The organism is Legionella pelazae (assembly GCF_052527395.1).
On sequence record NZ_JBNVZS010000003.1, the window covers coordinates 47,200 to 60,445 of the forward strand.

A 13,246-nucleotide genomic window follows, 5' to 3' on the forward strand; every position below is an offset into this window, starting at 1 on the left:
AGATTTATGAAGCTATAGTTCAAAAGAGGCCAATTCTTGTATGATCTGACCCTGTTCATCGGCAAGGCCAATAGCAATAGCACTAATCGAAGCTTTTATAGAAGCAGGATAACATTGATTAAATTGAGCTATGGCGTGTTCTAAACGTTGATTTAGTTTGCGCTCTTTTTTTCCTGAATAAGTTTTATTAGGTGTTAAAAAAGTAAAATGAGGTGCATAATTGGTAAAAACATTAGGACTCCCATATTGCTTAAAACTACTTAATTTTTGTGGATTATGGGCTGCCCAACTTGGCACACTCGCTAGATGATCCCGTAAGTGATTGACGGAACGGACAACGGTATCACTTAAGTGTTGTAAGTATGGCTGCGGCTTAATTTGCAGCATGACATAGCCACTAGGCGTCACTATTAATTGTTGAGCTGTAATAGTGAAAGCATGAAATTGTTGGGTTAATTTTTTAATATATTGGGTAAGTGGTTTTACATTTTTAGCAGGATACTGAGTTAAATAAAGCGTAATATGTAAAGGATGATTGTCAAAAATAGGTTTTAAATTATAATCTGCTAAATATTTATCATGATTGAGCATTTGCTTAAAATGATTGCCATAATCTTGAACGTTATTTTTAGGTGATAGTTTTAAGTAAATATTAATTAAAGGTGATGCAGTAGCGCTCGCCCAAATAGAAGTTACATTCAGTATTAAAATGAGTAAGGTTAAATAAAGGCATAAAATATGATTAGTCGTTGTGCTGTTGTAGGCAATCCCATTGCGCATAGCTTATCTCCTATTATTCATCAAAATTTCGCTAAACAAGCGGGAAAAAAATTAATTTATGAAAAAATCCTAGGCAATGATACGAATTTTGAAGAGCAAGTTATAGACTTTTTTCAATCTGGTGGTACGGGGTTAAATATTACACTGCCTTTCAAGGAGCGTGCCTTTAAAATGGCCAATCAGGTGACTTCTCGTTGTTTAAAGGCAAAAGCAGCTAACACATTATGGATGCATGCAAATCAGCTATGGGCAGATAATACAGATGGTATAGGTCTTACAAAAGATTTAGAGCATTATATTGATATAGCTGATAAGGATATTCTTCTTTTAGGCGCTGGAGGTGCTGCGCGAGGTGTTATTGGGCCTTTATTAGAAGCTTCAGTTAAGAGTTTAACTGTTATAAATCGGACAGAAGAGAAACTTCTAGCTGTTGCTAATGATTTTCCTTCTATAAAATTAGCCAAGCCTGGTGAACTGTCGGGAGCATTTGATGTGATTATTAATGCAACCTCGGCAAGCTTAAGTGAGAATAAATTTAACTTCTTACCTGCAAATATCCTAGCTAACAAACCTTTTTGCTATGATTTAGCTTATAATCGGGAAAAAAACACACCGTTTATTACTTTTACCAAAGAATGTGGGTGTAAAGCGTATGATGGTTTAGGCATGTTAGTTGAACAAGCAGCAGAAGCGTTTTTAATTTGGCATAAATTTAAACCTAATACAGCAGACGTGTTAAGTAGTTTAAAAAAATTAGCTGAGATTAAGAATTGAGAATATTATTTATTCGAAAAATTCTAAGACAACATCGCGGGCTAACATAGTATCGTCAAAACCTAATTGAAATAATTCGCGAGTAAATTCTTTCTCGAATAATAAAAAACTCAGCAAGTCACCTGAGTGACTTTTAGCGCCTAATAGGTTGAGCAGAAATCGGAGTAATCCTGGCATATTCTTATAGTGGGCTTGTGCAATTGGTGCTATTGCCGCACTAGGTCTTAAATGGATTGTTTGAATAGGACGCCAAGGAGAGCGACGTTTTTTCCATAATGACAATAAGCGGGCGATTTCATTCATTCGATTTACCATTTCAATATCGCGGTCTAAATTATCCATGAATAAACTATTTAACATGCCACCTAAAATGCGGGCAAAGCCAATGTTTCCATTCTGCGCACCTTCATAGAAAAAAGAAGTGGGTAGTTGCCGGGTGCCTAAAATTAAAATTTTATCAACTTTAAAGCGTATAGCACCACGTAAAGGCGCTACTAGTCCCATGCTACCATCTCCATAGTGAGAACTATCAATTTTTGCTGCAGGAAAAAACAAAGGCAAGGCACTTGAAGCTAAAATATGCTCCATTTGCAGATCGGCGCGAAGGCTTACATGTCTTGGATAATTCCAATCTTCAAATTGAGAAGAGGCGTGTTGATAAAAAGAAATAGTTTGTTGCGTTTCATAACAGTGGCTAAGTACTTCCATGGTCGTTAAGTAATTATTTTTAATATTTTCATTTAATTGCTGGAAGTTAATGGTTTTATTAATAAATTCACGTAGTGGCGAAGTATCTAGTAAGTAACCGGATTGGCTACGTCTTATAAGCATAGGGATTAAATTTCGTAGAACTGATTTACTCACTTCATAATTACTTGCATTAAAAATCTGCTGGCAATAAATATTACACCAGAGCGTTTCAAGTTTTTCAGTGGCTGCCGGAAAATCAAGTGCGTTTTCAGCTAAGATGGCTGCGTTTAAACAACCTACACTGACGCCACTAACCATATCAAAAGGAATTTTCTTCACGTTAAGGATAGTACTAATAGCTCTAAGAACGCCAGCTTGATAAGCACCTCGAGCGCCGCCACCTGCTAAGTAAAGTGCCTTTTTCGTCATTAATTATTTTTTTTATTTAAAAATGACAATATAGCTCTCTTCTCCCCTAAGTAGCAAGTGTGAGTGAGTTTAATTTTAGATACCAATTTTTATTGGAGGTTAAAAGAATAAAACAGAAAAATTAAATTTCCGCACTCTATTATTTGGTTGTATAATAAACAATAAGGTTAAAATTTTAATATATAAAACAGCTTATTTAAGCTACTTAAAGATGGGCTTTAAGCCGTTAATTAAGAGAAACGTGAATTATTATGTCTACTGAAAGATTTTATAAAGCCGATTCAAAATTTGAATACGATAAGACACTTACTGAATTAGAGACTATGAGTGAGCCTGTTAATTTTAAACCTCACCCTATTCCTAGAAAATCTAAAATTTTAGATTTATTCAAATTAATACCGGGCTTAGGCGATATCTTAGATCAAATAAGTGAAACAGGTGATAATGTTAGCACGTTAGTTCAATTGAAAGAGAGTCTTTCTCCTGCTGTTAATGCTGCACAATCATCTTTTCATGGTTTAAAGTTAGGATTAGCCATTATCAACTTTATAAGAATTCCATTTATTTTTCTGACTGCTGCTCTACTTGGCCAAAAGATTCCTCTGACTTTATCGAAAGCAGGTCAATGGGCTTATGCTGGTGCAATTTTAGTTTTAGCTGCTCTATTAATTGCTCTCCCCGCAGCTTGGCCTATCGTAGGTTTAATTACTGCGGGTTTTGTACTAGGAAGCGCTATTTTTACTTTGGGCCGTACTTTATATCAACGCCATCAAATTAAAAAAGAATTAACATCCACTATAAAAGAGATTAATCAGGAAACATGTGAGTTAGAAAAATTGCGGCTAAAAGCTCGCGTACTTAAAGAAAAGTTAAAGCAAGCAAAGGATGAAGAAGGGCATGACTTACTACATTCTTTTAAAGATTTAAAGAAAGAATATGATAAGCGCTATGAGTCATTGCAAGTTCTGTATGATAAAAAAGAAATTTATACCTATAAGTTAGCTAAGCGCAACAATATAGCTGTATTAGACAAGTCTGTGTCAGTCATTTTAGCAGCAGGCGCATTAAGTGGCCTTATTGTGACTCTTTTCTTTCCGCCTGTAGGCCTTGCAATCGCAGCAGCTTGTGCGGCAGTAGGTGCTATTTATCTAGTAAGCCGAGTATTAATACCTTTCTTAGCCCCTAAATTAGGTTTAAGTGCTAAAAAAACGGCTCAAGTCAATATTTCTAATGACAATATTAAAGATAAGAATAAATTAGGAGAAGAGTTAAACGATATTAATGCAATTGAGCTCCAAGAAATAAAGCTAAAAAAGGATCATTTAATGCCAGCTTCTATACCAATGAATAGTCATACTGATGTGGAATTAGAAGAAATGGGGGGAAGCGCAAGGGAGCATTCACCTCTCTCAAAACATAACTTCGAAAATTCAGAGACCCTAATTGACGTAACGCTTGGCGTTACGCCTGAACAACTTGCCCACAATCATTTTAATCAAGATTCTGATGAATTAGATAATTCTAGTTTAACGCCACACGCAGATATTAAGGAAGTCAATCAAAACAGTATGCAAGAGACCCCCATACCTTTGAAGTTGCAAGAAGAAGACGAAGATGGCGGAGAAAGTGAAAGGGATAAAGAAATTCCACCTCCCTTAGGTTCTGGCTAATTTGTTGCAATCTCCTTTAAAGTAATATAGGTTAGCTTTAATAAAGCTAGTAAAGGCAAGGGACGACATGCGACTTTTTAATAATCAACCGCGCGCTTTTAGTATGATTTTTATGCTAGAAGTTTGGGAACGTTTTGGTTTTTATACTGTTCAAGGCATTCTTACTTTATATTTTATTCGCGCTTTGGGTTTTGATGAAGTGCAAGCCTATTATACTTTTGGCGCTTTTTCCGCTTTAGTCTATGGGATGATTGCTTTTGGTGGTTATTTAGGTGATAAAGTCTTAGGAACTAAACGTACTATTGTTTTAGGTTTAATCGTTCTTGCTCTAGGGTATTTATTACTTGCTATTACCGATACCAAACATGTGTTTCTGGCATTAGGTCTTATTTGCGTAGGGAATGGTTTATTTAAAGCGAATCCCTCTAGCCTTCTTGCTAAATGTTATGAAGAAAATGATCCTAGATTACATAGCGGTTTTACTTTGTATTATATGGCGATTAATTTAGGCTCTACATTTGCATTATTTATGGGGCCTGCTATTGCTGATCAGTTTGGCTACTCCTATGCTTATTTCCTTAGCTTTATTGGTCTAATTTTAGGAATAGTAAATTATGCTTTCCAGCGCCAGCATGTCAGAAATATCAATACCCCTGCTGATCAAAAAAATATTAGCCTTTGGCATGGAGTTTTAACTGTAGTTGGCATTATTGCTGCAACTTTCTTTTCTGCTTACTTATTACAACATATTATGCTTGCTAAGCAACTAGTTTGGCTTGTTACGATTGCTATTACGGCAGTCTATTTCTTCTACATGTATCGTGAAGAGCGGCAATCTGTTATGCGTATGCTTGTTGCCTTAGTTTTAATGATTGAAGCTGTCGTTTTCTTTACTCTCTATCAGCAAATGCCAACGTCATTAAATCTATTCGCTGTTAATAATGTTACACCTACCTTATTAGGTATTTCTTTAGATCCACAAAGCTTTCAAGCTCTAAATCCAATCTGGATTATAGTGATGAGCCCTGTTTTAGCTTTTATATATAATAGGCTCAATAAACATGGTATTTCATTTTCTATCCCTTATAAATTTGCAGCAGGGATGATGTGTTGCGGATTAAGTTTTAGCTTATTATATTTCGCTCGCTTTATGCATGATGATTCAGGTATGGTTTCATCATGGTGGCTAATTAGTAGTTATTTTTTTCAAAGTACGGGTGAATTATTAGTTTCTGCTTTAGGTGTAGCTATGGTTGCAGAGTTAGTCCCTAGACATATTGCTGGCTTTGTTATGGGTATGTGGTTTTTAACCTCCTCTATAGCGGGTTTTGTTGGTGCCACAGTAGCATCAATGACTGCCCTACCAGAACATATTAAACCTGGTGTGGAATCTTTGTTAGTTTATACTGATGTTTTTGCTTACATTGGTTTGGCTACTTTGGCTATTGGTATCGTCATGTGGTTAGTTTCGTCGCGGTTAACCCATTATATTAAAGAGGCGCCAACTTTAACTTTATCTGCGGCTATCTAGAAAATTTAACAAATATTGCTCTTTGCAAAAACTTGTTGAACTAACCAGGCTAGAATTGCTATTTTAGCGTGGTTACTTTTCTTATCTAATAGTCCTGTTAATTGCTTTAATGCTACCTATAAATTAATTTATAATAAATTTGTAAAATTTATTACATAAAAGTAAAATAATTAATTTTAGTTATAATTTTGATCAATTTGATATTAAATGAAGCACATCGACTTGTGTTCTTAATATTTAGTTAAGGAATCATCACTAAAATACGCCTAGTCGGAACATTTTGCTAAGAGCTCTTCTTAGTTAGGAAAAGGTGATGAGAAGTCTAGTTGCGTTAAGCGATCATGCTCTAAGTTATTTAGATCAATTAAATTTAAATATCAATTTTCCCACACTTAAAGATAATTCTGTAGCAACTTATGAATTACTTCAATGGCTTAGTCGGAAACAGGAAGTAGACGCAAGACAGAAACTTTTATTAGAATCCTTTTATGTAGCAATTCTTAAAGATTTGAATAAAGGGTTGAGCAATACAAAAAAGAGTAAGTCCAATAAAAATACGTCTTGGACAGCAAAAGCAAAATTTATTTTATTAGCTATTGCTGGTACGATTTTCTTTGGCTGTGAAGGTTTTGACGGCGTTAATGCCATATTAGGGGCAACATCTTTACCAGCAATGGCAAGCTTTGCAATTGGCATTGTTTTTTCTTTACTTTCCATTGCAGTCTTTTACGCTTTTGACTTATTAGAAGTTTCAAAAAACCTTGGTGTTGATTTTAAAAGCGCACCTAAACTAATCGACAATTATCTTAAAAAAGTACAATACATTAAATCTATTCGCGCTAACTTACGAAATAACATCCAGTATAAAAAAACTTGTGATGAGATTGATGCCGATCTGCAACTTATTCAACTATTAATTCAATTGTACAATGAGTTAGATAACGAGCGAAAAGCTCTTACACAAGCACTAGAGAGGCCTGCGCTTAAAGCAACCAAAGTAGCTGCTGCTATTATTACAGGAATTATCTTTTTTAGCGGTGGTTTTTTTGCTGGACAAACAGTGGCTTTGGCTATAGCTGGATTATTTACAGCCGGTGTCGCTGCAACTTTCTGGCCTATTCTTGTTGCAAGTGTATTTGTAGGTTTAATGGCTTTTGCTGTTTATTGGTTTGTAGAACGTCCAGGTGTTGAAAATTTAATTAGTAAATGGTTTGGTTTGGATAAAGAAAAAATAGATGAATTATGTAATCCTAAACTGGTTGAAAAAGATAAAACAAAACTAAACCAGGTCGAAGCAATGCTTCTAGAAAGAAGAGAAGAGTTAGAGAAATTTCAAAAGACACAACAGGCACTTAAGGTTTTAGAAACTCAGTACATTGAATTAGAAAGAAATTTCGTCGATATTCAGAACCAGAAAAAGCCTATTGAGTTTAAAGAAGAAAAGGGCGATTATGATTTAACTGATAGTCTTGAGTTAAGCTCTCTCTATCCAGAAAATTTAGATTTAGTTCCGGCTGACCACTTAATTTTGCCAGAACCATTAACTCAAGGAGACTCCGATTTAGAGTCTAAATTAGAGCAACCAGCGCTTTATTCTGACGGTGCGCCACGGTACACGTTATTTGATACATCCAATTCATTACCTAAAGACCAAACAAATCTTTTATCTCAAGTAAAATTTGCTAGACATAATGAAACTAGAGTTTTTGATGCAGGGCTTAGTAATTAAAGATTTAAAACGGATTTAATAAAAGGCACGGTAATCTTTCTTTGTGCAGCAAGGGACGCTTCATCAAGTTGGTCAAGTATTTTATAAAGAGAATGCATATTACGAGTACAGCGGTTTATTAAAAATAGAGCGACGCTATTAGATAAATAGATGCCGCGTTGTTGCGCATGCTGTTGTAAAGTATTGATTTTTAACTCGTCAGATAACTCTTGTACCTGAATGACGAGCCCCCAACCTAAACGGGAACGTAAGTCAGGCAATTGTAATCCTAAGTGGACGGGTGATTTTTTGCCAGCTATCAACAGAATTGTTTGCTCATTTTCTCGTATCCGGTTATATAAATGAAAAAGAGCCTCTTCCCAAAGCTTATTTGCTACAATAGCATCTATATCATCAATAGCAATAAGCCTTTGCTCATCCATTCCTTCAATACTAACTGGTCCCCACTCCTTGAGTAAGTTTAAAGGTAAGTAGGCAGATTCTTGTGCTATAGCATGGCAGCATGCTTGTAAGAGATGAGATTTTCCACAACCATTATCTCCCCAAAGATAAAGGAAGCGTTCACCTCGGCCGGCTACGAGATCAGCAATTTGCTGTTGTAAAAATAAATTATTACCCCAGCAAAAGTTATTAAGAGTTGCTTGATAACTTAACTGAATAGTTAATGCCAGTTGAGAGTTTATTTGCATATTAAGTATGCTTTTCTGCCCCATGTCCAAACGTAATCAAAATAAGTTATGGCAGTTGTTACTGCAGTTAATATAATTAAACTATTAAAAACTTGTGTAGGTATAAATTTAACAAAAGCCAACTCAAATAAACATAAGGTTACTAAGATAAGCTGTAGCATTGTATTAAATTTACTTAGAAGTGTAGGTTGAAAATGTATTTTTGTAGGTACAAATAAATGCCAAGCTATAACGCCTAATGAAATTGTTAAATCGCGAAGAAAAACTAAAATAACTAACCACCAAGGTAAAGAGCCAATTAAGGCAAGAGACATAAAACTACTAGCAATTAATAACTTATCTGCTAGAGGATCTAAAAAAGAGCCCCAAAGGCTTTGCCAATTATAATGCCTGGCTAACCAACCATCTAAGTTATCAGTAAGACCAGCTATTACATATACATAAAATGCAGCCGCATAATAACGAGAATATAAAAGAAGTAGAAAAGGTGCTATTAGTATTAAGCGAAAAATAGTAAGCGCATTTGGTATATATTTTAGCATCATGTGTCTGAATACATTTATTTAAAATTTCACTTTCTATAATTTACATTTTTGTAAACCATAGAAAGTAAGCTAAAATGCTTTATCTAACGTCTGTATTTAACAATATTCGCTAGAAATTATTTAAGTGTATACAATACTGTCGAGGCTGTCACCTGATTGCATTGATATAGGTTAGCTTAGAGTAAGCGATCTTTCCTTCAAGTAATTAATACTGCTTTTAATTGAGCAGGCCGATAATACCAAATAAGTAAGGCCAGAATACTAATACATGAAATTAAAATCATAAAGGGTTTAACGCTTTCAATAGCTATCAAGCTGCTTAATAGACTAAATAAGGCAGAAATATTAAATTGACAGAATAAGGAGAAAGCCAAAGCGATAGCCATACGCTTAGGAAAAGGCCGAACGGAAGCTGCCGTTGCTGAAGCCACAATAAATCCTGTGCCAAAATAATAAATCATCATTGGAAAAACAAAGGTTATTTCAACTTTATAATTGTAGGAATAAAGAAACCACATTAGGCAAGCGGTAGCTATAAAGAGACGAATACCTATGCTGACAAGAAAGTCACTACGCCAATATTTTATTAGAAAGCCACACATTAAAGTCCCTATGACATACAAGATAGACATAATTGTTTTTATATTACTAAAGGTGGTAATACTGTAATGTGCATTTTTAATTAAAATGAAAGGTGCACTCGTATTAAAAGCAGATTCTCCAGCCATCATTAATGCAGAAATTAAAAGATAACTTACAAAAAGCCTATTTTTAAAAATTAGCAACATACTGTTTAGTAAAGTAATTCTATCTAAATTTTGCGGCTTAGTTTCACTGATTCCACGACAGTAAATAAATAATACAGCACTGTAAATTGCCATAACGGCAAATGCAATTGGCCAATCATAATAAGTATTAATAAAACCACCTATCAGAGGTATAAAACAAATAAGTATGCCACTTAAAGAGAAGAAAAAAGAAAATTTTTTGATTGCTTGTTGTTCATTTTGAGTGTCATTTATCATGGCTCGCCCCATAAGGACTGTAGCACCAACACCTACACCTTGCAGAAAGCGGCCAATTAACAGTAGATAAATATTATTGCTTAAGACTGTAAATAGATTTGCCAGGGAGAATATTAACAGTCCTAAGATAAAGACAGGCTTTCTTCCTATACTTTCTGAAATACTACCCCAGGGAATAATACTTATTGCTTTGCCTAGCAAAAAGATACTAATGGTAAGTTGAGCAAGCCGAGCGCTGATATGAAAATCTGTTGCTAGTTTAGGTAGAGCGGGTATGATTAATTGGACACTAAAATTACCTAAAGTCCAGGCTAATAAAATAATGATGTAAGATCTTCTATTCATGTATTCCTTAATTCGCTGGATAAATTTTAGTGACTCAGTTAAGTCGCTGATAAGGTTTGCTGATTCGTATAACCAGCAGCTATAGACGAGGTATTAAAACATAGACTAATGAAAGCTATTAACGCATAAACGCTAGCCAATAAAATAAATAAGTAGGTTATAGCAATATAGCTACCTAGAAATCCGCCTAAGCCAATACCAATTAAATTGCCTATTTTTGCAAAAGTATTCGCCCACCCTATAGCGAGACCTTGATGTTGAAAGCGATCACTCATTAAACAGAATAAAGCGGGCAAAAGAGCTGCAAGAACAATTCCCCATAGAAGACGAATGAGTATTAGTAGAATGGTATAATGTGAAAAAAATGCATGACCTAGCATAATTAAAATGCCTAAAGAGCTATAAAATACTAAATAAGTTTTAATTTTTTTAGGTACCTCACGGCACTGATCAAATTGTTTACTACAGTAGTTTGAACTTAAAAAAAGCCCAATAGCAGGCATAGAATATAACAAGCCTAGGGTAATCGTATTATGAGTAATTGAGGCACTAATAGATAAGATAAAGATTGGCTCAGGAAGAAATTTAACAATTTGGGTAAGTGTAATTAGTAAACCTAAATTTATAAAGTGGAAAAAAGAATGAATTGAAAGGAATTGCTTTCTCTTCTGAATAGAAACAATAGCCTTTTCTGTAGTTGGTAATTTTTTATAAATCATAAATGTAGCAGTCAAACATAAAGCCATTGCTACAAGGAATAAACCCTTAAAATCAAGCAAGCTTAATAAGCTACCGCCGATAAGACCCGCCATACTCGTTGCTAGCGCTTTACTAAATTGTAAGTGCCCTAATTGTTGCGTTTTGCTACTGGTTATATTAAGCGATAGAACATACATTTGCATGGCCGCAATAAAGCCTGCAAAACCACCTTGAATAAATCGAATAATTAGTACAGCTGAAATGCTATTAGCAAATATCATTAATCCTTGGGTAATCACAAGTGTTAAAGCAGCTCGCATTAACATTTTTTTGTAACCAATACGATTAGCTAATATGCCCCATAAAGGGCCCATAAGGATATTAGCAATCATGGGAAGAGTGAATGCTAAAGCACTATAAAAGGCTGCTTTATCAAAAGGAATATTCTGATGCGCAATAAACAAAGGTAAAAAAGGATTACCCATCTCTAACGCAAGTAGCATAAGAAATTGAATGATAAAAAGCGTTCTCGCTAATGATTTAGTCATTAAATTGACTCAGTGGATTAGGTATTAAGATGGATTGATTATGTCTTTTACTAGGTGACAGACGCATAAGTAGAAGACTTTTATGTGGCCAAGCGGCTGTTAATAGACGTTCCCGGTGCCAAGCCAGGATTCCTGGCGTAATCTCTGCTGCCATTTGTTTTAACTCCCTTTTTATTGTATTAAATACAATTTTCCATAAACTTGTTTCAGTAAGATTACTGAAGCGACTGAGACAGTTAATCCAGTAAGCTAAGTTGCTCTGTAAATTGCCATGAATAAATTTGTTACAAGTATCAACTAAATTGTCTGTAATAATGGTTGAGTCTGGATGTAGCGTTGGGCTTTTAAAGTCTTGCAAATTAGTATTTTGGTAAACATAAATTCCTCCTAAATCACGAATAATAAGAGATTGAGGCTGATGATTTTCAAAAACAACAAGCGTATTTTGTTGATGTGCCTCAAGAGCAACACCATAACGTAATAGTAAATGTAATTGTCCCTTAAGGACACAACGACAATATTGGCTAAAATAATCTTCTATAGTAATACCACTAGCCTGAATTATTTCAAGTAGTAAAGGTTGATTAGAAAGAGGAGAGTTTACGAATAGCCCGGCAAGAGGGATAACTCGTTGATTATCTTTAATTAACTGTAATGGGCTTTCTCGTAAAATAAAAGCAAATTGCTTATATAAAGTAGAAGAAACATTGGAATCTTGTAAGTGGGCGCCTGCAATATCACGAGCAACAAAAAGTGTATCTTCATAGTATTGGTGTGATTTCAGTATCTGAGTTAACCACTTAGAGAAGATGGGACCATTTGTAACAGATGCTGGAGAAACTGTGCGAGTAGCTGAGGTTGTATGAACTGCCATAGCCAATTTTAAGTGATGTGAATATTGAGAAGCAGGTATCATTGTTCTTAATGACATCGAAGGTTGCGTTACTTGATGATGCGGAGTCAAAATAAGTTGCTTTTTATCGATTAAATCAGCCAGAGATGTCTGCAGTTGATTGCGCCATTGCCAAGGATGTACAGGAATGGGGTAAAAGTCATTAGGGTTTAGTTGTTGACATCGAAGCCTATTTTGCCAGAGAGCATAGTCTTTAGGGAAACAACTAGCCATTAACTCTAAGTAAGATTTATCGATAGAGGTTGCATATACTTTTTGCTGATGTAGTGCACACCAATGAAGACTAACTTCAGCATTAAACTCAGGTGAATATTGCAACACTTCGCGCCGACTTAGACCCATTTTAGCACGAAAATTAGGATGATAAGGATGTCCTATACAGCTCCACTGTTCAAGAAAAGGCAAGGTGTATTTGTTTTCTTGTTTGGTCAACCAAGACCAAAAGGAGCGTTCACCTTGCATTTGTTTAATTAATTCTGCCTGCCATCGTTTGCGATAAATGACAGCCATTGCTTCATTGGCGATTGACTCATTTAACTCCTTTTCTAATAATATCCATCGATAAAAACGACTCTCTGGCTTAAGCGTATTTAATCTTAACTGTAACTGTTCTATAAAATCAGAGACATGATAACTGTAGAGAGTTTTATCAATTAGCTCTTCCTTTATTGCAGCATATTGTAAACGAGCTAAGCATGATTTATGAGTATCATTGATGACTGCTTTTATCGCTTGTTGCGGCAGACCTATTCCTATTTCAAAAAGGAGAAAACGTAACTGATGACTTAATTCTTCAAATTGGTTATAAGCTAAAGCCATAATTGTCTCTTTAATGAAAATAATTCAATATAAATGATAATCATTCTCATTTGCAAGAAG

The 13,246-nt window shown here is 34.9% G+C and carries 11 protein-coding genes; 4 read left to right on the forward strand and 7 right to left on the reverse strand.

Annotation, left to right across the window (positions count from 1 at the left end):
- Nucleotides 1-12: 12 nt before the first annotated feature.
- Nucleotides 13-780, reverse strand: a complete 768-nt coding sequence (locus tag ACQUW5_RS04725) for a 2'-5' RNA ligase family protein (protein ID WP_444990065.1) — start codon at nt 778-780, stop codon at nt 13-15.
- On the opposite strand from ACQUW5_RS04725, the gene aroE reads away from it, so the two are divergent.
- Complete coding sequence (gene aroE, locus ACQUW5_RS04730) at nt 739-1,554, forward strand: shikimate dehydrogenase (RefSeq protein WP_444990066.1); 816 nt, start codon at nt 739-741, stop codon at nt 1,552-1,554. The genes ACQUW5_RS04725 and aroE overlap by 42 nt on opposite strands.
- Nucleotides 1,555-1,563: 9 nt before the next feature.
- Here aroE and ACQUW5_RS04735 read toward each other — a convergent pair whose 3' ends face one another.
- Nucleotides 1,564-2,673, reverse strand: a complete 1,110-nt coding sequence (locus tag ACQUW5_RS04735; RefSeq protein WP_444990067.1) for a patatin-like phospholipase family protein — start codon at nt 2,671-2,673, stop codon at nt 1,564-1,566.
- 251 nt (nt 2,674-2,924) lie between these two features.
- Between ACQUW5_RS04735 and ACQUW5_RS04740 the strand changes: the two genes are divergently transcribed.
- From ACQUW5_RS04740 to ACQUW5_RS04750, 3 genes are all read left to right on the forward strand, one after another.
- Entirely contained in the window at nt 2,925-4,343 is a 1,419-nt protein-coding gene (locus ACQUW5_RS04740) for a hypothetical protein (protein ID WP_444990068.1), read from the forward strand.
- Between the two features lie 67 nt (nt 4,344-4,410).
- On the forward strand, nt 4,411-5,874 hold the full coding sequence (locus ACQUW5_RS04745) for an oligopeptide:H+ symporter (protein ID WP_444990069.1): 1,464 nt from the start codon (nt 4,411-4,413) through the stop codon (nt 5,872-5,874).
- 313 nt (nt 5,875-6,187) lie between these two features.
- Nucleotides 6,188-7,603: a hypothetical protein gene (locus ACQUW5_RS04750; protein WP_444990070.1), complete on the forward strand. Its 1,416-nt coding sequence runs from the start codon at nt 6,188-6,190 to the stop codon at nt 7,601-7,603.
- On the opposite strand, the gene hda is transcribed toward ACQUW5_RS04750, so the two are convergent.
- The 5 genes from hda to ACQUW5_RS04775 all read right to left on the reverse strand — a co-directional run bounded on the left by hda (nt 7,600) and on the right by ACQUW5_RS04775 (nt 13,186).
- Nucleotides 7,600-8,286, reverse strand: coding sequence for a DnaA regulatory inactivator Hda (hda, locus tag ACQUW5_RS04755; RefSeq protein ID WP_444990258.1), 687 nt, complete (start codon nt 8,284-8,286; stop codon nt 7,600-7,602). The genes ACQUW5_RS04750 and hda overlap by 4 nt on opposite strands.
- Nucleotides 8,283-8,837 carry a CDP-alcohol phosphatidyltransferase family protein gene (locus ACQUW5_RS04760; RefSeq protein WP_444990071.1) on the reverse strand — a complete coding sequence of 185 codons (555 nt, stop codon included), beginning with the start codon at nt 8,835-8,837 and terminating at the stop codon, nt 8,283-8,285. Before ACQUW5_RS04760 ends, hda begins: the two co-directional genes overlap by 4 nt.
- A 197-nt stretch (nt 8,838-9,034) precedes the next feature.
- A complete protein-coding gene (locus tag ACQUW5_RS04765) occupies nt 9,035-10,207 on the reverse strand; it encodes a Bcr/CflA family efflux MFS transporter (protein WP_444990072.1) in 1,173 nt (390 codons plus the stop codon).
- Nucleotides 10,208-10,245: 38 nt separating this feature from the next.
- Nucleotides 10,246-11,454 (reverse strand): MFS transporter, encoded by a 1,209-nt coding sequence (locus ACQUW5_RS04770; RefSeq protein ID WP_444990073.1) that lies wholly within the window; start codon nt 11,452-11,454, stop codon nt 10,246-10,248.
- Nucleotides 11,447-13,186 (reverse strand): IucA/IucC family protein, encoded by a 1,740-nt coding sequence (locus ACQUW5_RS04775; RefSeq protein ID WP_444990074.1) that lies wholly within the window; start codon nt 13,184-13,186, stop codon nt 11,447-11,449. The genes ACQUW5_RS04770 and ACQUW5_RS04775 overlap by 8 nt, the downstream gene beginning before the upstream one ends.
- Nucleotides 13,187-13,246 lie beyond the last annotated feature (60 nt).